The 21219-nt window shown below is 72.5% G+C and carries 17 protein-coding genes and 1 other RNA gene; 11 read left to right on the forward strand and 7 right to left on the reverse strand.

What is annotated here, in order from left to right:
- The first annotated feature begins 71 nt into the window (after positions 1-71).
- On the forward strand, positions 72-803 hold the full coding sequence (locus MSA03_RS06090) for a zinc ribbon domain-containing protein (RefSeq protein ID WP_147050024.1): 732 nt from the start codon (positions 72-74) through the stop codon (positions 801-803).
- A gap of 17 nt (positions 804-820) precedes the next feature.
- Positions 821-2539: a bifunctional 3'-5' exonuclease/DNA polymerase gene (locus MSA03_RS06095; protein WP_147050025.1), complete on the forward strand. Its 1719-nt coding sequence runs from the start codon at positions 821-823 to the stop codon at positions 2537-2539.
- Positions 2540-2542: 3 nt separating this feature from the next.
- Here MSA03_RS06095 and MSA03_RS06100 read toward each other — a convergent pair whose 3' ends face one another.
- The gene (locus MSA03_RS06100; protein ID WP_147050026.1) at positions 2543-4285 is read right to left on the reverse strand and encodes a DUF4012 domain-containing protein; all 1743 of its coding nucleotides are present in this window, start codon (positions 4283-4285) and stop codon (positions 2543-2545) included.
- Between the two features lie 9 nt (positions 4286-4294).
- The gene (locus MSA03_RS06105) at positions 4295-4966 is read right to left on the reverse strand and encodes a cell wall protein (RefSeq protein WP_147050027.1); all 672 of its coding nucleotides are present in this window, start codon (positions 4964-4966) and stop codon (positions 4295-4297) included.
- Between the two features lie 155 nt (positions 4967-5121).
- Here MSA03_RS06105 and rnpB point away from each other — a divergent pair.
- Positions 5122-5482, forward strand: an RNA gene (rnpB, locus tag MSA03_RS06110) — RNase P RNA component class A.
- Positions 5483-5507: 25 nt separating this feature from the next.
- Here the strand turns inward: rnpB and ppgK are convergent.
- Positions 5508-6326 carry a polyphosphate--glucose phosphotransferase gene (gene ppgK / locus MSA03_RS06115; protein WP_028495643.1) on the reverse strand — a complete coding sequence of 273 codons (819 nt, stop codon included), beginning with the start codon at positions 6324-6326 and terminating at the stop codon, positions 5508-5510.
- A 101-nt stretch (positions 6327-6427) separates the two neighbouring features.
- On the opposite strand from ppgK, the gene MSA03_RS06120 reads away from it, so the two are divergent.
- From MSA03_RS06120 to MSA03_RS06130, 3 genes are read left to right on the forward strand one after another with little or no spacing between them, the layout of a single operon-like run.
- Positions 6428-6670: a hypothetical protein gene (locus MSA03_RS06120; protein WP_028495644.1), complete on the forward strand. Its 243-nt coding sequence runs from the start codon at positions 6428-6430 to the stop codon at positions 6668-6670.
- A 32-nt stretch (positions 6671-6702) separates the two neighbouring features.
- Positions 6703-8040, forward strand: coding sequence for a type I glutamate--ammonia ligase (gene glnA, locus MSA03_RS06125; RefSeq protein WP_028495645.1), 1338 nt, complete (start codon positions 6703-6705; stop codon positions 8038-8040).
- Between the two features lie 5 nt (positions 8041-8045).
- Positions 8046-11045, forward strand: coding sequence for a bifunctional [glutamine synthetase] adenylyltransferase/[glutamine synthetase]-adenylyl-L-tyrosine phosphorylase (locus MSA03_RS06130; protein ID WP_147050028.1), 3000 nt, complete (start codon positions 8046-8048; stop codon positions 11043-11045).
- Between the two features lie 18 nt (positions 11046-11063).
- On the opposite strand, the gene MSA03_RS06135 is transcribed toward MSA03_RS06130, so the two are convergent.
- Complete coding sequence (locus MSA03_RS06135; RefSeq protein WP_147050029.1) at positions 11064-11531, reverse strand: universal stress protein; 468 nt, start codon at positions 11529-11531, stop codon at positions 11064-11066.
- A gap of 57 nt (positions 11532-11588) precedes the next feature.
- On the opposite strand from MSA03_RS06135, the gene MSA03_RS06140 reads away from it, so the two are divergent.
- From MSA03_RS06140 to MSA03_RS06150, 3 genes are read left to right on the forward strand one after another with little or no spacing between them, the layout of a single operon-like run.
- On the forward strand, positions 11589-13490 hold the full coding sequence (locus MSA03_RS06140; protein WP_147050030.1) for a heavy metal translocating P-type ATPase: 1902 nt from the start codon (positions 11589-11591) through the stop codon (positions 13488-13490).
- Between the two features lie 42 nt (positions 13491-13532).
- A complete protein-coding gene (locus MSA03_RS06145) occupies positions 13533-14480 on the forward strand; it encodes an ABC transporter ATP-binding protein (protein ID WP_036272281.1) in 948 nt (315 codons plus the stop codon).
- Positions 14477-15295 (forward strand): ABC transporter permease subunit, encoded by an 819-nt coding sequence (locus MSA03_RS06150; RefSeq protein WP_028495648.1) that lies wholly within the window; start codon positions 14477-14479, stop codon positions 15293-15295. The genes MSA03_RS06145 and MSA03_RS06150 overlap by 4 nt, the downstream gene beginning before the upstream one ends.
- A gap of 76 nt (positions 15296-15371) precedes the next feature.
- Here the strand turns inward: MSA03_RS06150 and glnA (MSA03_RS06155) are convergent, their stop codons facing one another.
- Positions 15372-16796, reverse strand: coding sequence for a type I glutamate--ammonia ligase (gene glnA / locus MSA03_RS06155; RefSeq protein ID WP_028495649.1), 1425 nt, complete (start codon positions 16794-16796; stop codon positions 15372-15374).
- A 130-nt stretch (positions 16797-16926) separates the two neighbouring features.
- Here glnA (MSA03_RS06155) and MSA03_RS06160 point away from each other — a divergent pair, with 130 nt between their 5' ends.
- A complete protein-coding gene (locus tag MSA03_RS06160) occupies positions 16927-17328 on the forward strand; it encodes an RDD family protein (protein WP_170245462.1) in 402 nt (133 codons plus the stop codon).
- Between the two features lie 23 nt (positions 17329-17351).
- Here the strand turns inward: MSA03_RS06160 and MSA03_RS06165 are convergent, their stop codons facing one another.
- On the reverse strand, positions 17352-18062 hold the full coding sequence (locus MSA03_RS06165) for a DUF4191 family protein (protein ID WP_028495651.1): 711 nt from the start codon (positions 18060-18062) through the stop codon (positions 17352-17354).
- A 117-nt stretch (positions 18063-18179) separates the two neighbouring features.
- On the opposite strand from MSA03_RS06165, the gene MSA03_RS06170 reads away from it, so the two are divergent.
- Positions 18180-19400 carry a M1 aminopeptidase family protein gene (locus MSA03_RS06170; protein ID WP_147050031.1) on the forward strand — a complete coding sequence of 407 codons (1221 nt, stop codon included), beginning with the start codon at positions 18180-18182 and terminating at the stop codon, positions 19398-19400.
- Positions 19401-19418: 18 nt separating this feature from the next.
- Here the strand turns inward: MSA03_RS06170 and sucB are convergent, their stop codons facing one another.
- Positions 19419-21209, reverse strand: coding sequence for a 2-oxoglutarate dehydrogenase, E2 component, dihydrolipoamide succinyltransferase (sucB, locus tag MSA03_RS06175; protein WP_147050032.1), 1791 nt, complete (start codon positions 21207-21209; stop codon positions 19419-19421).
- Positions 21210-21219: the final 10 nt, after the last annotated feature.

Here is a 21219-nt window from a genome sequence, read left to right on the forward strand (position 1 = left end):
GCATGGCGTCAGAGCCCACATGGTAGACCGATCGGGGCGCGCGCGAGAGGGGGCGCGGTAGGTTGGGGACTGTGAAAGCCAGCCCCTCCGACCAGCGCCGTCTCCTCGACCTCGCCGCGCTCGACGCGACCGTCCGCCATGCGGACCACCAGCGCCGGCACCCGGAGCAGACGGCCCGCGTCCAGGAGCTCCTCGCCCAGCGCAAGGAGCTCTCCGTCGAGCTGACCCGCCTGCTCGGCGTCCGCGACGACGCCAAGACGGAACTGTCGCGGCTGGAGTCGGACGTCGCGCTCGTCGACGCCCGCGCGGCACGCGACGCGGAACGCCTCGCGACGAGTGCGAACGCGAAGGAGGCGCAGGGCCTCGAGCACGAGATCGCGTCGCTGACCAAGCGGAAGAGCGATCTGGAGGATCTGGAGCTCGAGATCATGGAGCGCCTGGAGACGGCCGAGGCGGACGTGCTCGCGCAGGAGGCGCTCATCGCCGCCCTGAACGACGAGGGCGCGCGGCTGAGCGCCGCCGGCAAGACCGCCGTCGCCGAGGCGACCGCCCGGTTCGAGTCGTCCATCCGGGATCGCGAGGCGGTCGCCGCCCAGATCCCCGCCGATCTGCTGGCGCTCTACGAGAAGCTCGCCGCGCGGGGGGTCGGGGCGGGGCTCCTGCGTCGCCGCACGTGCGAGGGCTGCAACATGGTGCTCTCCGGCACCGACCTGCAGACCCTGCGCCAGGCTGCGGCGGACGACGTCGTCACCTGCCCCGAGTGCGGGGGCATCCTCGTCCGCGGCGACGAAACCGGTCTCTGACCCGCCGCCCTCCGGCGATGACGCTCGACGAACCGGTCTGGAGCGTCCTCGGTCGCGGTCCGGACGGGACCGTCGTCGTCGCCGACCTGAACGCCGACGGCACCGAGCGGCGCAGGACGTCGGTGGACTCCGCGGCCCTGGCGTCGCTCGTGCCGGCAGCGGGTCCGGCGCGACGCTGGGTGTGGAGCGACGCAACGCGCTGGTATCCGCCGCTCCTCGCCGACGGCGTCGTCGTGGCGCGCTGCCACGATCTGCGCCTCTGCCACACGATCCTGCGCGGCAGCGCATTCGTGACGGATGCCGCGGCACTGCGCGCGCACCCGGAGTGGGACGGCCCGGCAGCTGACGCCGTGACTCCCGCCGCGGAGACCCTCTTCGAGCTCGACGAACGCGGCGACGCGTCCTCCGTCCCGGACGGCATCGACGAGGCGCTCGCGGAGTTCGCCCGCCAGCGCGCCGCCCTCGAGGGCGCGACCGCGCCCGGTCGGCTGCGGCTGCTCCTTGCCGCCGAGTCGGCGGGCGCCGTCATCGCCGTCGAGCTGCACGCCGCCGGCCTGCCGTGGGACGCCGGCGTGCACGACGCGATCCTCGTGGACCTCCTCGGCCCCCGCCCCGCCGCCGGCCGGCTCCCCGCCCGCATCGAAGAGCTCGCGGTCCGCGTGCGGGACGCCCTCGGCGCCCCGGCGGCGAGCCTCGACTCGCAGCCGAAGCTGCTGCGCGCGCTGCACCGCGTGGGCGTGCTCGCGACCTCGACGAGCCGGTGGGAGCTCGCCCAGTACGACCATCCGGTGATCGCGCCGCTGCTCGAGTACAAGAAGCTCATGCGGCTGCTGTCGGCGAACGGGTGGGCGTGGATGGAGGAGTGGGCCGCCGAGGGCCGGTTCCGGCCCGTCTACGTCCCGGGCGGAGTCGTCACCGGCCGGTGGGCCTCGTCCGGCGGGGGAGCGCTGCAGCTGCCCCGGCAGCTGCGTCCCGCCGTGCGCGCCGACCCCGGGTGGCTCCTCATCATCGCCGACGTCGCGCAGCTGGAGCCCCGTGTGCTCGCGGCGATGGCCGGCGACACGGCCCTCGCCGACGCCGCGCGCGGGCAGGATCTCTACGCCGGGGTCGTCGCCGGCGGTGTCGTCGCGACGCGGCAGGAGGCGAAGGGCGCGATCCTCGGCGCGATGTACGGCGCGACGACCGGCGACAGCGGCAGGCTCGTGCCGGCGCTGCGGCGGGCGTACCCCCGCGCCATGACGCTCGTCGACGAGGCCGCACGGATCGGCGAGGACGGCGGCATCGTCACGACGTGGCTGGGACGGTCGGCCCCGGCCCCGTCGTCCTCCTGGCGGGACGTCCAGCGGGGGGCGGGCGCGATCGAGGCCACGGCGGCCGACGAGTCCCGCGCGCGCCGATCGGCACGCGACCGGGGGAGATTCACCCGCAACTTCATCGTGCAGGGCACGGCCGCCGAATGGGCGCTCGCGTGGATGGCCGACGTGCGCGGCCGGCTGGCCGCCTTCGATGCGGTCGAGGATGCCGGTGGCCGTTCCGGTCCCGTCTTCGGCCGCCGCGCCCACCTCGCCTTCTTCCTGCACGACGAGATCGTCGTGCACGCCCCGGCGGCGCAGGCCGAGGCGGCCGCCGAGGCGGTGCGGGCCGCGGCGGACGGGGCCCGGCGACTCCTCTTCGGCGATTTCCCGCTCGACTTCCCGCTCGACCTGCGGATCGCGGAGGATGCCGGCAAGGCCTGAGGCTCAGCGGCAGCCGCCGCCCGCATCCACCGTCACAGCCGGCGTGTTGACGAGCGGCGTGTGGACCAGCCGGAGGTCCAGCGACCCCGGCCGGGCGGCGAGGAAGCCGAACTCCACGACGTTGACCTCGCCCGGGGAGAGGTTGATGCGCACGAGGCTCGTCGGGCGGCCCTCGTCCTCCACGTCGACCGACAGGAGATGGGCTCCGTCTTTGGTGACGCCGCCGAAGTAGGTGCCGGCGGGTGCGGCCACCGACACGCTCGTCCCGATGTCGCCGGCGCCCGTGCCGAACAGTCCGTGTCCGGTCATGGACGGGGGCAGGACGTCGCCGGCGCCCGCGGGCGCCGTGCTGCGCATCGTGACGCGGAGCCGGATCTCGGCGCGGCCGTCCCCGCGGCATCCGATCGCGGTGAGCTCCATGTCCACCTGGAGGAAGGTGTCCATCTTGCCGCCCGTCGCGTCGTTCAGGAAGACGGCGAAGGCGTCGGGTCCGGCGGCGGTCAGCCGCCCGGACGGACCGGAGAGCACCGTTGCGTCGACGACCCGCTGCGCTGCCTCGTCCGAGGTCCACACCGACACGCGACCCTCCGCGATCGGATCGGCCAGAGCGCGCGCCCACGTCAGCGGATCGAGGTCCAGACTCGTGAAGCGTTCGATCACCGCCGTGCTGATCGCCTCCAGCACCACGGTCTGCCCCGCGGGGTCCCGCGTCATGTAGGGGTCGACGAGGACGCGCTGCACGAGGTTCTCCGCCGTCAGCTGCGATCCGTCCGGCAGTGTGACGGGTCCGGTCGCCGTGAGAAGACCGCGCACCGCCAGCGGGTCGATCGCGACCACCGCGTCCGGCTGCTCCCCGCCGCGGCTGCGCCACCATGCGGTCAGGAGCTCCGCACTGCGCGCGAAAGCGGTCGGCATCGTCGCGTTCTGCACGAACCGGCCGACGACGTCGCCATAGAGCCGCGCCGTCGAGCGCGGCACCGGCACGATGGACTCCGGCAGCTCCGGGAAGTCGGTCGAGTCCGTCTGCTGGGCGATCCGGAAGCGGCCCCCCTCCGCGCGGAGCAGGACGAAGGAGCCGGTGATGCCGCCGGCGGTGCGCAGCTCGGCAGGGTTCTGCAGCGCCAGCAGGACGGTGCCGCCGTCCCGCTCCGTCGCCGAGCCGGCGAAGGCGGCCAGCGCCGCGAGGGCGTCGACGCTCGGCGCGGCGTCGTCCAGGGCGGCGCGCACGGCGCCGACCCCCGCGCGGACGGGGGAGACGAGATCGCCTTCATCCACGGCAGAGAGCGCCGTGCGGGCCTCGGCCACGGCATCCCCCGCACCGTCGAGAGTGCGGCCCAGGGCGGTCAGCAGACCGGGATCCCACGCGCCTTCGCGCGCTTCGACGAGACGGAGGACGGGGTCGAGCACCCGGTCCAGGAGCTCGGCGGACTGTGCCGAGAGGATGCGGACGGCGGCCGCGTCATCCCCGAAGAACGGCATCGTCTCCGCGACCGGCCACAGCGGATCCGAGGTCGCGCCGCGTGCCGCGCGCGCGTGCGCGGACAGCGTCCGCGCACGGTCGGCGGCGTCGAGGAGATCGCCGGACTCGACCGCGGAGACCAGGTCCCGGGCGGCGGCTTCGGCCGCCCGCATCTCGGTGGCCGCCACCGCGACACGCGATCCCAGCCAGCCGAACGCGCCGAGCAGCACGCACAGCAGGAGGGCTGCGGCCGGAAGTGGCGACCCCGTCCGTGGAACAGGGGCCATGGGCGGCACTCAGACGCGATGCCGGCGACGTACCGACAGGACCACGACGAGCCCCACGGCCGCCGCTCCCGCACCGGCCAGGACGAGCGGCAACAGGATGTCCCCGCTCGTGCCCGTCGCGGCCAGGCGACCCTGGATGCTGCCCGTAGGCGCTGCGCAGCCCGACGTCGCGGGCGGGTATGCCAGCGGCACGGCGAGCTCCGGATCGACCCGGATCCACGCCCGCACGTCGCCCCGTGTCCACGCGAAGTTGCCCGCGGTCTCCCGCCACTGGCCGCCCTCGTAGACCCACCCCGGCCAGCCCGTCCCGACACCCCCGCTGACGGCGGCACCGGGCCACAGCACGGAGCCGGCGACACGGCCGGATGCCAGGGTGCCCAGCGGCAGCGACACCTCGTGCGTGCCGTCGCTGATCACGAGAACCGCCCGGTCACCGGTGGACTGCCGGTCGGGATCGGTCAGCGTGACCTCGAAGGTGATCCACGGCGCATCGCGCAGGCAGACCACGTCGACCCGGGACCCGGCAAGGCTCGGCTCCTTCGGCTTGTCCGGCGTGTAGTCGACGTCGCGGTCGACTACACGAACGGTCCCGGCACCGACGTCGGCCGTAGCCGCCGCCGGTGCCGCGAGTACCAGCAGCGCAGCCGCCACGACGGCCGCAAAAATCGATCGCTTGTCCATCAGACCTCCCCAAAGGTCGATAGCGGGCGTCGTCGGACGACCCCCTTCTGTGCGACGAGCACCCCACATGCCCGTCTTCCCCACCCGCAGGCTAACCCACCGGGCCACCGGCCACAATCGGTCGAGCTCGGCACGACTAGAATCGGCAGTGCGAATGGGTCGGCTGGACGGTCGCGTGGCGGGAGACCGCACCGAGGAACGTCCGGGCTCCACAGGGCAGGATGGTGGGTAACACCCACCCGGAGCGATCCGCGAGACAGTGCCACAGAGAGCAGACCGCCGGGGCGCGAGCCCCGGTAAGGGTGAAAGGGTGGTGTAAGAGACCACCGGGATCGTGGTGACACGATCCGCAAGGTAAACCTCGTCCGGAGCAAGGCCAGACAGGGGATGACGACGCGGCCCGCCGAGTCCCCGGGTGGGCCGCTGGAGCGGCACGGCAACGTGTCGCCGAGAGAGATGACCGTCGAAGGGGCGTCAGCCCCGGAACAGAACCCGGCGTACAGGCCGGCCCATTCGCCTCACGCCGGCCGCGCCGACGGTGTCAGCGCGTCGTCTCCTCGACGAGCTTCGCCGTCTCCGCGGTCTGCACCCCGGCGTCCGCCGCGAGGGCGAGGGCCGCCGCGCCGACGATGCCTGCGCTGTTGCGGTGCACGGCCGGGACGATCGGGGTGCTCAGCGTCAGCAGGGGCAGGAACTGCTCGGCGTGCTTCGACACGCCCCCGCCGACGATGAACAGGTCGGGGCTCAGCAGGAACTCCAGGTGGCTGTAGTACCACTGCAGACGCTTCGCCCACTGCGGGAACGTCAGCTCGTCGCGCTCCATGGCGGAATACGCCGCCCAGGCCTCCGCATCCTTGCCGTGCTTGGCCCGCTGCAGGTGGCCGAGCTCGGAGTTCGGGATGAGGCGGCCGTCGTACAGCAGGGCGGTGCCGATGCCGGTCCCGAGCGTCGTGAGGATCGTGAGTCCCTCGACCCCCTTCGCCGCGCCGTAGCGCAGTTCCGCGACGCCGGCGACGTCGGCGTCGTTCGCGAAGTGGATCTCACGGCCGAGGCCCTGTTCGAAGAACTCCTCGGCGGGGAAGCCGATCCAGGTGTCGGCCACGTTGGCGGCCGACAGCGTCTTGCCGTGCTTCACGATCGCCGGGAACGCGACGCCCAGCGGGACGTCCGCGTCGGTGACGTCGAGCGTCTCGAGGACGACCTTGACGGCCGCCAGGACGTCGTCCGGTTCCGCACCGGCGGGCGTCGGCACCTTCACGCGCTCGCTCAGCAGACGCCCCTCCCGGAGGTCGACGAGCGCCCCCTTGATCCCGGTTCCGCCGATGTCCACACCGACCGCTGTCGTCGCCTGCGCCGTCATGGCACTCAGCCTACCGAGCGGGCGGGGCCGCCTCGTCCGCGCCGGAGCGCCTCGTTAGGATCGAGACGAGCACCCCGCAACGACGCACCAGGAGGCGCGACATGTCCGCAGGCGAAGAGAAGTACTGGTTCAACCTCACGACCGGTCAGGTCGAGAAGGGCTTCGAGTCTCCCGCCGTCGACCGCGCGGGCCCGTTCGACACCCCCGAGGAGGCCGCCGGAGCCCCCGAGCTCATGAAGCGCCGCTCGCGCGCCTGGGCCGAGGAGGAGGCGCGCGAGGACTCGTGGGGATCGGGCTCGACGCCCGACGTGTCGGCGGACTCGGAGGACGACGCGGGCCGATAGTCTGGGCGGAAAGTCGGCATCGAGAGGACACGATGGACAAGCAGCGGGACTTCGTACTGCGCACGATCGAGGAGCGCGGCGTCAAGTTCGTGCGACTGTGGTTCACCGATGTGATCGGCACCCTCAAGTCGGTCGCGATCGCGCCCGCCGAGGTCGAAGGCGCCTTCACGGAGGGCCTCGGCTTCGACGGCTCCGCCATCCAGGGGCTGACGCGCTCGTACGAGTCCGACCTGCTCGCCCACCCCGACCCGTCGACGTTCCAGGTGCTGCCGTGGCGCGGCGAGATCGACCCGACGGCGCGGATGTTCTGCGACATCACGACGCCGGACGGGCAACCCGCCGTCGCCGACCCGCGGCACGTCCTCAAGCGCTCGCTCGCGAAGGCCGCCGACGCCGGGTTCACCTTCTACACGCACCCCGAGATCGAGTTCTACCTGCTGAAGTCGTCCTCGTACGGCCCCGCCGGCCCCGAGCCGGTGGACTCCGCCGGCTACTTCGACAACGTGCCGGGCGGGACGGCGCACGATTTCCGGCGCCGTTCCGTGCGGATGCTGGAGGACCTCGGCATCTCGGTCGAGTACAGCCACCACGAGGGCGGCCCCGGACAGAACGAGATCGACCTGCGCTACGCCGACGCCCTCGCCACGGCCGACAACATCATGACGTTCCGCACCGTCGTGAAGGAGGTGGCGATCGAGCAGGGCGTGTACGCCACGTTCATGCCGAAGCCGCTCGGCGGCCACCCCGGCAGCGGGATGCACACGCACATGTCGCTGTTCGAGGGCGACGTCAACGCGTTCTACGAGGAGGGCGCGCAGTACCAGCTCTCCCAGACCGGCCGGCAGTTCATCGCCGGTCTCCTGCGCCACGCGCCGGAGATCTCCGCCGTCACGAACCAGTTCGTCAACTCGTACAAGCGCCTGTGGGGCGGCGATGAGGCGCCCAGCTTCATCACGTGGGGTCACAACAACCGCTCCGCCCTCGTCCGCGTGCCGATGTACAAGCCGAAGAAGGGGCAGTCCTCGCGCGTCGAGTACCGGGCCCTCGACTCGGCCGCGAACCCGTACCTCGCGTACGCGCTCATGCTCGCCGCGGGCCTCAAGGGCATCGAAGAGGGCTACGAGCTGCCCCCGGAGGCGGAGGACAACGTGTGGTCGCTGACCGACGCGGAGCGCCGCGCGCTCGGTTACGCGCCGCTGCCGGCGAGCCTGGATCACGCGCTGGAGTACATGGAGGAGTCGGAGCTCGTCGCCGAGACGCTCGGGGAGCAGGTCTTTAACTACGTCCTGCTCAACAAGCGTCGCGAGTGGCAGGAGTACCGCGCCCAGGTCACGCCCTTCGAACTGAAGAGCAACCTGGAGATGCTCTAACGCGGATGTCCGGCACGGAGCGTTCGTCGTCGCTCACGACGCTCGCGCGCGCCGGATTCGGCCAGCTGACCGCCGCCGACACGCTGCTCGACGAGCTCGCCGCGGAACTCGGCATCCCGCGTCTGGACGTCGTGACCGGCGCCGACGCGGCGGCAGACCCCGACGCGGCCATCACGGCGCTCGCCCGCATCGCCCGCCGCGACCCGGCACCGGTGCGCGCCGCACTGCGCGCCGACCCCGTCACGCTCTGGGCACTGCTGGGCGCCTCGCCCGGCTTCGGCGAGTTCTACGCGCGGCACCCGGCCGAGCTCGCCTTCCTCGAGGGCGCCGGCGCCTCCCTGCCGAGCGGCGATGAGCTGCGCGCGGAGCTGCTGGCATCCGTCGCCGCCGACGAGGACGGCTTCGCCGCGACCGGCGACGAGACGGCGTGGGTCGCGCTGCGCATCCGCTATCGTCGCCTCCTCGCCCGGATCGCCGCGTTCGACCTCCGCGCCCCGAGCGCCGTCGACGTGCTCGCCCCGGTCGCCGCGGCACTCGCAGATGCCGCCGGGGCCGCACTGGAGGCGTCGCTGTGCGTCGCGCGCACCCGCGTGACGACGGGCGGCGCGGGGGCGGGCCTGTTCCCGCGTGAGCAGGTGGCGGCCGTCCGACTCGCGATCATCGGAATGGGCAAGACGGGGGCCCGGGAGCTCAACTACGTCAGCGACGTGGACGTCATCTTCGCCGGCGGCGCGGACGACGCCGTCACGGAGGCGATCGGCGAGAGCCGCGTCACCGACATCGCGACGCGCCTCGCCGTCCAGACGATGCGCGGGATCACGAGCATCGAGATCGAGCCTCCGCTGTGGGAGGTGGATGCCAACCTGCGGCCGGAGGGAAAGCAGGGCGCCCTCGTGCGCACGATCGACTCGCACGTGTCGTACTACGACCGCTGGGCCAAGAGCTGGGAGTTCCAGGCCCTGCTGAAGGCCCGCCCCATCGCGGGGGACCGGGATCTCGGCGACGCGTACATCGCGGCCGTGCAGCCGAAGGTGTGGACGAGCGCCGCGCGGGAGAACTTCGTCGACAGCGTGCAGCGCATGCGCGAGCGGGTCACCGAGCACATCCCGGCCGCGGAGGTCGCCTACCAGCTGAAGCTCGGACCCGGCGGCATCCGCGACATCGAGTTCACCGTCCAGCTGCTGCAGCTCGTGCACGGTCTCGCCGACGAGCGCATCCGGCAGCGCGGGACGCTCGACGCGCTGGACGCGCTCGTCGCGGAGGGCTACATCGGCCGGTCCGACGCCGCCACGTTCTCGCACGACTACCGGCAGCTCCGGGTGCTGGAGCACCGCCTGCAGCTGCGCAACCTCCGCCGCACCCACCTCATGCCCACGACGCCGGAGGGGCTGCGCGTCCTCGCGCGGGCGTCCCGGCTCGCCGACACCGGCGACGGCGTGTGGCAGCTCTGGGAATCGGTGAAGCGCGAAGTGCGCGACATCCACGTCCGCCTCTTCTACCGGCCGCTGCTGTCCGCCGTCGCGGCACTGCCGAGCGACGAGCAGGCGCTGTCGCCGGCCCAGGCCCACGACCGGCTCGCGGCCATCGGCTTCCGCGACCCGACCGGCGCTCTCCGCCACATCGGCGCGCTCACGAGCGGCCTCAGCCGGAAGGCGACGATCCAGCGCCACCTCATGCCGGTGATGATCCGCTGGTTCGCGGACGGCGTCGACCCCGACTACGGCCTCATCTGCTTCCGCCGCATCAGCGAGCGGCTGGGCGACACCCCGTGGTTCCTGCGCATGCTGCGCGACTCCTCCGGCGCGGCCGAGCGCCTCACCCGGGTCCTCTCCGGGTCGCGCTACATCGGCGAGCTCATGGAGTGGATCCCGGAGTCCGTCGCATGGCTCGACGCGCAGGAGAGCCTGAAGCCCCGCACCGGCGTCGCCCTCCAGGAGGAGGCCCGCGCCATCCAGGCGCGGCACGCGCCCATCGACGAGGCGATGCGCGCCGTCCGGGCGCTGCGTCGCCGTGAGCTGCTGCGTCTCGCGATCGGCGGCGTCCTCGGCATCCTGACCATCGACGAGCTCGCACACGGCCTCACGACGATCAGCGAGGTCACCATCCAGGCGACACTGCGGGCCGTCCGCCGCGAGGTGGTCCCCGAGGAGGACCGCGCCCTCGACTTCTCCGTCATCGCGATGGGGCGGTTCGGGGGAGGGGAGCTGGGCTTCGGCTCGGACGCCGACGTCATGTACGTCTACGACGCGAACGGTCTCGACCCGCAGCGCGCGCACACGCTCGCGACGCAGATCGTGACGGGGCTGCGCACCTATTCCGAGGACCAGCGGGTCCCGTTCGAGCTGGATGCGGGGCTCCGTCCGGAGGGCCGCAACGGCCCGCTCGCACGCTCCATCGAGGCCTATGCGGAGTACTACCGCCGGTGGTCGCTGTCGTGGGAGGCCCAGGCGCTGCTGCGCGCGCGCGGGGTCGCCGGCAGCGTCAAGCTCATCCGCCGCTTCATGCAGCTCGCCGACGATGTCCGCTACCCGGCGGCCGTGGCGCTGCAGGACCTCCGCGAGATCAAGCGCATCAAGGCCCGCGTCGAGAACGAGCGTCTGCCGCAGGGGGTCGACCGGTCGCGGCACCTGAAGCTCGGGCCGGGCGGGCTCAGCGACGTCGAATGGCTCGTGCAGCTGCTGCAGCTCGAGCACGGGCACCGCATCCCGTCGCTGCAGACCACGTCGACCCTGGAGGCGCTGGCGGCCGCCGTGGAGGCGGGACTCGTTCCGGAGACCGCCGCCGAGCGGCTGGAGGCCGCCTGGCGTCTCGCGAGCCGGCTGCGGTCGGCGAACACGCTGCTGTCCGGGCAGACGAGCGACGTGCTGCCGGTGGACCGCGGCAAGCTCGACGGAATCGGGCGCCTGCTGGAGTACCCGCCGCGCTCGGCGACCCTCGTCGAGGAGGACTGGATGGGCACGGCGCGCCGCGCCCGCCGCGCCTTCGAGAAGCTCTTCTACGGGTAGGCGCGGTCCGCGGCGGTCTCAGGCGTCGCCACGCACGGCGTCCTCGCGCACGATGAGGACGGGGCAGTGCGCATGCGCGGCGCAGGCGGCGCTGACCGAGCCCAGCATCAGTCCGGCGAACCCGCCGTGGCCCCGACTGCCGAGCACGAGCATCTCGGCATCCCGGCTCTGCGCGATCAGCGTCGGCGCCGGCAGGCCGGGCAGCACGGTCCGGACGAGGGCCCGGGGCGGCGCGTCGGCGAAGGCCTGCTCGACGGCGTCGTCCAGAACCGCGGAGGCCTCCACCTCGGGCGACCACCCTGCGATCGACAAGTAGTCGACGAACGGCGGGGCGGTCCACGTGGTCACCGCCTCCAGCGGTGCGCCGAGCGCCGCGGCGATCCTCGCAGCGTGCCGCAGGGCCGCGATCGACGAGTCGGATCCGTCCACCCCCACCACGATCGGTCGCGCCCCGGCGCCGTGGACCAGTCCGTCATCCTCGCTCATGCTTTGATCCCACCGCATCGGCTCGCACGTGTCGAGCATCCGGGCCAAGCTGGAGGCATGCCCGTTCTCCGCGCTCTGCGTCGCTACCGCGTCATCCTGCTCGCGCTCGTCGTCCTCGCGGTCGTCCTCCTGCTGCACGCGGCCGGCATGCCGGCGGCGGGTCGCTGGACCGCGACCGTCTTCGTCGCGCTGTTCGTCGTGTGGACGCTCATCGGGATGGTGCGCGACGTCCTCCGCGGACACATCGGGCTCGACGTCCTCGCGGTCGTCGCGATGGTCGCGACGCTGGCGGTCGGGGAGTACATCGCGGCCCTCATCATCGTGCTCATGCTCGCCGGCGGAGAGGCACTCGAAGACATCGCCGGGCGGCGGGCGAAGCGGGAGCTCACGGCACTGCTGGATCGCACCCCCCGCGTCGCGCACGTGATCGTGCATCCCCGGTCCTCGGACGGGGATGAGATCCAGGATGCCGACGTCGACGACGTCGTGGTCGGCGATGTGCTGCTGGTCCGTCCCTCCGAGATCGTGCCGGTGGACGGGACGCTGCTCAGTGAGACCGGCACCTTCGACGAGTCCTCCATCACGGGGGAGAGCCTCCCCGTGACCAGGCGGGCCGGTGAGGAGGTGCTCTCCGGGGCCACGAACGGCGAGGGCGCCGTCCGGATCCGGGTCCTCCGGCGCGGCGCCGACAGCCAGTACCAGCAGATCGTGGCCCTCGTGCGCGGCGCCTCGGAATCCCGGGCGCCGGTCGTGCGCCTGGCGGACCGGTTCGCCGTCCCGTTCACCGCCGTGTCGCTCGTCCTCGCCGGGACGGCGTGGGCGATCTCGGGGGAACCCAGCCGGTTCGCCGAGGTCCTGGTGCTCGCCACGCCCTGCCCCCTGCTGATCGCCGCCCCGGTCGCGTTCCTCGCCGGATTGTCGCGGGCCGCGAAGGCCGGCGTCATCATGAAGGGCGGGGCGGTGATCGAGCAGCTCGCGCGGGTGCGCTCGGCCTGCTTCGACAAGACGGGCACCCTCACCCAGGGCCGCCCGGAGCTGATCGACGTGCGGGCGGCCGACGGCTTCGGGGAGCTGGACCTGCTGCGGCTGGCCGCGTCGGCCGAGCAGTACTCCTCCCATGTGCTGGCCGACGGCATCCGGCGCGCGGCACACGAGCGCGGTATCCCGCTGAGCTCCGCGGAACGGGCGAGGGAGATCGCGACGAACGGCGTCACGGCCGTGATCGAGGGCCGGGAGGTCGTGGTGGGGAAGCCCGCCTATGTGGCGGGCCTGACGCCCGACATGCAGCCGGCGACGCTGGAACCCGGGCAGGCGGCGGCCTACGTCGCGATCGACGGGCGGTTCGCCGGCGCACTGATCCTCGCCGATGCGGCTCGACCCGAATCCGCGCAGGTCATCGCATGGCTGCGCGAGAACGGCGTCGAACGCATCACGATGCTCACGGGCGATGCCCTCGCGACCGCCGCGTCGATCGCGGCGACGGTGGGCATCGACGACGTGCACGCCGATCTGCTGCCCGCGGAGAAGGTGCACCTCGCCGCGCAGCTCCGCCCCCGGCCCACCATGATGGTCGGCGACGGCGTGAACGATGCGCCCGTGCTCGCGGCGGCCGACATCGGCGTCGCGATGGGGGCCCGGGGCGCGACAGCGGCCGGCGACGCCGCGGATGTCGTCATCCTGGTGGACTCGCTCGCGAAGGTGGCGGATGCCGTGGCGATCGGCCGGCACACGGTGCAGGTGGCCCTCACCGCGATCTGGATCGGGATCGGACTGAGCATCGGACTCATGGTGATCGCGATGACGGGCGTCATCCCTGCCGTCGGCGGCGCGCTCATCCAGGAACTCGTCGACCTGGCCACGATCCTGTACGCCCTGCGGGCGTTGCGCGGACCGGCGCCGGGGGAGGAGCGTGCCTCGGCCGACACGAGGAGGCCGCAGCCCACAGCTTCCGCAGCATGACCTCCGGTGCCACACTGACCCCGGGACAGGAGGAGGAGGACGATGACGTCGCCCGCGATCAGCACGCACGCGCTGCGCAAGGACTACGGCCGCCACATCGCGTTGCACGGGCTCGACCTGCGCGTTCCGCGGGGCTCCGTGTACGGGCTGATCGGTCCGAACGGCGCCGGCAAGACCACGACCCTGCGGATGCTGCTGGACATCATCCGCCCCACGTCGGGGGAGATCACCGTCCTCGGTGAGAACCCCCGGGCCGGCGGCGCGGCCCTCCGCCGGCGCATCGGCTATGTCCCCGGCGAGCTGCGGTGGGGGACGCGCCTGCGAGGCGAGGCGCTGCTGCGCCACCTCGCCGAGATCAGCGGGCCCGTGCGGGCGGGGGCGATCCATGAACTCGCCGAGCGGCTCGACCTCGACCTCACCCGCCCCGTGCGCATGCTGTCCAAGGGCAACCGCCAGAAGCTCGGTCTCGTGCAGGCGCTCATGCACGAACCCGACCTGCTCGTCCTCGATGAGCCGACGAGCGGCCTGGATCCGCTCGTCCAGCGGGAGTTCCTCGCTCTCATCCGGGAGGCGCGCGAGCGCGGGCAGACCGTGCTGCTCAGCTCGCACGTCCTCAGCGAGATCCAGCAGGCTGCGGACGATGTCGCCGTGCTCGCCGCAGGCAGGGTCGTCGCCGAGGGGCCGGTGGCCGACCTGCGGCTCGCGAGCGTCCGCCGCATCCACGCGATGCTCGCCGGGTCGACGGCGGACGAGGTCCGCAGCGCCCTGCAGAGCACCCCCGGCGTCGAGTCGCTCGAGGTCGCCGACGCGCCCTCCGGCGGCCTCGTACGGGTCAGCGCCACCAGCCGGGGCGACATCGATCCGGTGCTGCGCGTGCTCACCGCGTCGACGGTCCGGGAGCTGACGGTCGAGGAGCCCGACCTGGAGGAGTCCGTCCTCGGTCTGTACGAGGCGGAACCGCAGGCCCCGCGTCGACGAGGACGTCCGTGAGCGGCGCGGCGGGCGTGCGGCAGGCGCCGCTGCCCATCCTGCGGCGCGCACTGACCGACGGGTGGCGGGGACTGCTGGGGTGGACGGTCGGACTCGCCGGCGTCGCGCTGCTCTACCTGCCGCTGTTCCCGTCGATGGCGTCGCCGGAGCTCACCGACGTGCTCGACGCACTCCCGCCCGCCCTCATCGAGACGCTCGGCTATCGGGACATCGGGACCGGGCCGGGGTACACGCAGGCGACCTTCTTCGGACTGATCGGCTTCGTGCTCCTCACGATCGCGTCGATCGGCTGGGGCGCCGCCCTCATCGGCGGCGCGGAGGAGTCCGGCCGCCTGGAGCTGACCCTCGCGCACGGCGTGGGCCGGGTCTCGTACGCGGTCCAGAGTGCCGCGGCCCTCGTCCTCAAGCTCGCGTGGCTCGGCGTCGCGGCGTGGCTGATCATCCGGGCGATCGAGGGACCGGCGCAGCTGGGTCTGGATGCCGGGAACCTCTGGGCGACCGTCGCGGCGTGGGTCGGCGCAGGGCTCGTGTCGGGCGCCGCGGCCCTCGCCGCCGGCGGGCTCACCGGCAGCCGGGCGTGGAGCGTCGGCGCGGGCGCCGGTGTCGCAGTCGCCGGGTACACCCTGCAGGCCGTCGCGAACAACAGCGCCGACCTCGACGTGCTACGCCGATTCTCGCCGTTCGACTGGGCGTTCGGCAGCGCGCCGCTGGCGAACGGCGCCGACGTCGGCGGCCTCGGTCTGCTCTTCGGCGTCTCCGCCGTGCTCATCGCCGTCGCCACGCTCGGCCTCGCCCGCCGCGACGTGCTGGGGTAGCCGCGCCGGCGGGATCCGGATACGCGGGCATGCAGAAAGGCCCCGGCGATCCGCCGGGGCCTTTCCGTGGTGTGCGTCAGACCCCGAAGTACAGCTCGTACTCGAACGGGTGCGGACGGGCCGCGAGCGGCTTGATCTCGTTCTCGATCTTGTACTCGATCCAGGTCTCGATCAGCTCGGGCGTGAACACGCCGCCGGCCAGCAGGAACTCGTTGTCGGCGCGGAGGGCCTCCAGCGAGTCCAGCAGGGAGTTCGGCACCTGCGGGATGTTCTTGGCCTCCTCGGGCGGCAGCTCGTAGAGGTCCTTGTCGACCGGCTCGTGCGGCTCGATGCGGTTCTTGATGCCGTCCAGGCCCGCCATCATCTGCGCCGCGAAGGCCAGGTACGGGTTGCCGGAGGCGTCGGGCGCACGGAACTCGATGCGCTTGGCCTTCGGGTTGGAGCCCGTGATGGGGATGCGGATGGCCGCGGAGCGGTTGCCGGCCGAGTAGACCAGGTTGACCGGGGCCTCGTAGCCCTTGACCAGGCGCTTGTAGGAGTTCAGCGTCGGGTTGGTGAAGGCGAGGACGGCCGGCGCGTGCGCCAGCAGGCCGCCGATGTACCAGCGCGCGATGTCGGACAGCCCGCCGTAGCCCTTCTCGTCGTAGAACAGCGGCTTGCCCTCGAGCCACAGCGACTGGTGCGTGTGCATGCCGGAGCCGTTGTCGCCGAAGAGCGGCTTGGGCATGAAGGTCGCGACCTTGCCCCACTGCTCGGCGACGTTCTTGACGATGTACTTGAACTTGAGGATGTCGTCCGCGGAGTGGACCATCGTGTCGAAGCGGTAGTTGATCTCCTGCTGACCGCCCGTGCCGACCTCGTGGTGGGCGCGCTCGAGGACGAGGCCCGCCTCGATCAGGTGCAGCGAGATGTCGTCGCGCAGGTCGGCGGTCTTGTCGACCGGCGAGACGGGGAAGTAGCCGCCCTTGAAGGGGGTCTTGTTGGCGAGGTTGCCGCCCTCTTCGACGCGACCGGTGTTCCAGGCGCCTTCCTCGGAGTCGACCGAGTAGAAGCTCGAGTTCTGCTTCACCTCGTAGCGCACGTCGTCGAAGATGTAGAACTCGGCCTCAGGGGCGAAGAACGCGGTGTCGGCGATGCCGGTGGAGGCCAGGTACTTCTCCGCCTTCTTGGCGACCTGGCGCGGGTCCTTCGCGTAGATCTCCCCGTTGCGGGGGTTGTAGATGTCGAAGATCATGATCAGCGTCTTCGCCTCGCGGAACGGGTCGAGGTACGCCGTCGACACGTCCGGGATGAGCTGCATGTCCGATTCGTGGATGTTCGCGAAGCCCCGGATGGAGGACCCGTCGAACAACTGCCCGACCGTGAAGAATTCCTCATCGACGGTCGAAGCGGGGATGTTGAAGTGCTGCTGGACACCGGGGAGATCCGTGAAACGGATGTCGAGGAACTTGACGTCCTCGTCCTTGATGAATTTCAGCACCTCGGATGAATCTTTGAACATGGAGTCTCCAAGATCGGGTGAGGAACGGGCCTGTCGAGAGCAGGCGTACAACGAACCTAACCGGATCCAGTTGCCCGGCAGTATCCCCCGTGTTTCGGGGATGTTACGTCGCCGCCGTTAGGCTTGAGCGGTGGCAGACCTGAGGATCGAGAACAGCTATCCGGGGGAGCGGCTCGGGCGACCGACGACCGGTCCGCAGAGCGTGGCCCGCGTCGGCCGGCGTCTGGCGGCCATCGCGATCGACTGGGCCTGCGCCGTCATCATCTCGATGGCGTTCTTCTCCTACGACCCGATGGCCACGCTCGCCGTGTTCGCGGCGGTGCAGATCGTCTTCATCCCGACGATCGCCGGAAGCCCCGGCCACCGCCTCATGGGAATGCGCCTGACGATGCTCGACGGCGGATGGGTGGGGCTCTGGCGCCCCGTCGTGCGGACGCTGCTCCTCGTCCTCGTCATCCCGGCCGTCATCTGGGACCCCGACCAGCGAGGCCTGCACGACAAGGCCGTCGGGACGATCCTCGTCCGCAGCTGACCGGCGGAGCCCCGCCGCGGGAATCAGCGCGGGCGCGGGGCGCGGGCGCGGAGCGGGTCGATGCCCTTGGGGATCGGCAGCGACGTGACCGACTGCGAGACCGAGTCGATGCGCTTGATGACCGCGGCCATCGTGGCGCGATCGACCTTCGTCGGCAGCGACTTGATGGCCCCGGCGAGCTTGCCGATGGGGATGTCGTCGTCGCCGTGGCCGACGTAGAAGACCTGCACGGGCACCCCCGAGGCGACGCGCTGCACCTTCATGCGCTCGTCGTTCACGAGCCGCGTGAGACGGCCGCGGGCGCCCTCGGCGACGATGACGACGCCGCCTCGTCCGACGGCGCGGTAGACGGCATCCTGCGTCTTGGGGTTGATGCCGACGGGCATCTCGCTGGCGACCCACTTGCGGCCGAGGGAGGTGGACAGGATGTGGCCGGTGGCTCCCGGCATCCCGTCGATCTTCTTGTACATGGCGCGCGTCGACAGGCGGGTCATCGTGATCATGGCGGCCAGGAAGCCGAACATCAGACCGGAGATGCCCCACAGGATGATGCTCCAGATCGCCGCGGGCGGGATCAGGAATCCGATGAGGACGCCGAGACCGACCCCGAGGACCAGGATGCCGATGAGCAGCCACGGCAGCCACGGGTAGGCATCCTTCGTGAACGTGATCAGGGTGCGGATCTGGGCGAAGAAGCCGGGGCGCTTTTCGGGCGCGGAACTGCGGGATGCCATGGCTCCCAGCCTACCTTCGACGGGCGCCGAGTTCTTCACAGTCGCTCCGGCGCGACGGCACTCCACAGATGCCCGAGGCGTCCGGAGGACGGCTGCTGCACGGCGCACACTGACCGGATGCCCCTACCCGCGGCCGCCGACGCCCTCGCCGCCCCCGCGCGGCTGCGCTCGGTCGTACCGGGGGAGCACCCGTATCCCGGCGTCGTGGTGGCCGGGGACCCTCCCCGGGTGTGGGTGGATGCCGACGACTTCCGCGACGGTCCCGCCTGGCGGGCCGATCCGGACGGTCATGTGCTCGGGCCGCTCGAAGTCGCGCGGACGCCCACGGATCACGCCGTCGTCCTCCCGCTGTGCACCAAGCGCCTCCGCGAAGCCGTCGTCCGCCGGGCACCGCTGTCGCGGGGCGAGGTCGTGACGGTGGCGGTCAGCCTGCTGCGCGGCGCCGTCGAGGCCGACGATCTCGGCGCGAGCCGTGGAGAGTGGTGGGTGACGGATGCCGGGCGTCCCGTGCTCGCCCTCACCGGGGAGACGCTGTGGCGGCCGGCGAGCGGGGAACTGCTCGCGCTGCTCGGACAGGAGCAGGACACGGACGTGGCGGAGGTGCTGGAGCGCTGCCGCGACGCGGTCGCCGATCCACGTCACCTGGCGCGGGATGCGGCTGCCTGCGAGGACGCCCTCTTCGCCCTCGCAGAGCCTGCCGCGCTCGGCGCGCGCCTCACCCCGGTGCGCGCGCGAGACGTCGCGCGGGCGGCTCCGGCATCCGAGCAGCCGCCGCCGCGCGTCGTGGAGCTGGTCGCCCGGTGGCTGGATGCGGGGTTGGCCGACCGGCTCCGGGCGGCGCTGCCCCGGAAGGCCCCGGCGGCCCGGGAGCCGGGCGCCGCGGCAACGCGCCGACGGCGGGCGCCGTGGCTCCTCGGGGCGGGGCTCGCCGGCGTCATCGTCATGGCGGGTCTGCTGTGGCCGGACGATGCGCCCCGCGGCGCCGAGCCGCCGGCGGACCCGTCGCCGAGCGCGCCGTCGGTCTCCGTCTCTCCGAGCGCGCCGCCCGGGACACCCGAGGAGGAGCGGTCGCAGCTCCTGGACGAGCTCGCCCGGTGCGTCGCGTCGCCGTGCGGTGACGCCGACCCGCGGGAGGACCCGCGGCGACCGATCCCCGCGGGGATCGCGAGCGATCTCCGGTCGGAGCGGCGCATCACGCTGCTCGACGAGTACGGCGGGGTGTCCGTGCTGCGCGTGGAGAGCGGCACCGGGGAGGTTCCCCCGCAGATCGCGGTGATCGTCCGGGACGACGAGAAATGGCTGGTCCGCGACGTCTACGACGTCGCGGACCAGCCGTGAATCAGGTTCGACCCGGGATCAGATGCCGAGCTGTGCCTCGAACTGCGCGGCCTCCAGGCGGGCCTTGACGGCGCCGAGGAAGCGGGCCGCGTCGGCACCGTCGATCGTCCGGTGGTCGTACGACAGCGCGAGGAAGACGTACGAGCGGACCGCGATCGCGTCCTTCCCGTCCACCGTCACGACGCCGGGGCGCTTGACGACGACGCCGGTGCCGAGGATCGCCGACTGCGGCAGGAAAACGACGGGCGTGTCGAACAGCGCGCCGCGCGAACCGGTGTTGGTCAGCGTGAACGTGCCGCCCGCGAGCTCGTCGGGCTTCAGCTTGTTGTCGCGCGTGCGCGCGGCGAGGTCGGCGATCTCGTGGGCGATCTGCGCGAGGTTCTTCGACGCGGCGTCACGCAGCACGGGCGTGAGGAGGCCCCGCTCGGTGTCGACCGCGATCGAGAGGTTCTCGCTCGCGGGGTAGACGATGTCGGTGCCGTCCACCGTCGCGTTGACGATCGGGTACGCCTGCAGCGCCTCGGCGGCCGCCAGGGCGAAGAACGGCAGGAACGACAGCTTGTCGCCGGTCTTCTCCTGGAACGCGCCCTTCACCTGGTCGCGGTACGACGCCAGCTTGGTGACGTCGACCTCGATGACCGTCGTCAGCTGCGCCGTCTGCTGCATCGAGGCGACCGCGCGCTCGGCGAGCACCTTGCGCAGACGCGACATGGGCTGCGTCGTGCCGCGCAGCGGCGAGACCTCGAGTGCGGGAGCGGCCGGTGCGGCAGCCGCTGCCGCGGGTGCTGCGGCGGGGGCCTTGGCGGCCTCGGCGGCCTTGAGGACGTCCTCCTTGCGGATGCGTCCGCCGACGCCCGTGCCGGTGACGGTCGCGAGGTCGACGCCCTGCTGCTGCGCGAGGCGGCGGACGAGCGGGGTCACGTAGGTGAGCGCGTCCTCATCCGCGGCGGGCGCCGGTGCGGCGGCTGCCGCAGGTGCCGCGGCGGCCGGAGCCTGCGGGGCGGATGCGGCCCGAGCCGGGGGGGCGGGAGCCTCCGGAGCGGGTGCGGCCGGAGCCGGGGCGGCGGGCGCCTCCTGCGCGGGGGCCGCCGGGGCCTCCTCCTGCGCGGGGGCCGCCGGGGCCTCCTGGGCGGGAGCGGCCGGAGCCGCGGGGGCGCCGGAGCCGATCCGGGCCAGCACGGAGCCGACGGCGACGGTCTCGTCCTCGCCGACGACGATCTCCTGCAGGACGCCGGCGAACGGGGCCGGGATCTCGGTGTCGACCTTGTCTGTGGAGATCTCCAGGAGCGGTTCGTCGGTCTCGACGCTGTCGCCGACCTGCTTGAGCCAGCGGGTCACGGTGCCTTCGGTCACGCTCTCACCCAGTTCGGGGAGGACGACGTCCTTGGCGTCGCCGGACGGGGCTGCGGCGGGCGCGGCCTGCTCGGCGGGCGCCTGCTCGGCGGGCGCCTGCTCGGCGGGTGCCGCCTGCTCCGCGGGTGCCGCCTGCTCCGCGGCGGGCGCCTCGGCGGCGGGCGGGGCCTCCTGGGCTGGGGCCTCGGCGGCGGGCGCCTCGTCTGCGGACGCGCCGGAGCCGTCGCCGATCTTCGCCAGGACGGCGCCGACCTCGACGGTCTCGTCCTCCTGGACGAGGATCTCCTCGATGACGCCGCTGATGGGCGAAGGGATTTCGGTATCCACCTTGTCGGTCGAGATCTCGAGCAGCCCTTCGTCGGCCTGCACGGTGTCACCGACCTTCTTGAGCCAGCGGGTGACCGTACCCTCGGTGACGCTCTCGCCGAGCGCGGGGAGGACCACGGATGTGCTCATGACCTTGTCT

The organism is Microbacterium saccharophilum (genome assembly GCF_007992455.1).
In the GTDB taxonomy this organism is placed as follows: domain Bacteria; phylum Actinomycetota; class Actinomycetes; order Actinomycetales; family Microbacteriaceae; genus Microbacterium; species Microbacterium saccharophilum.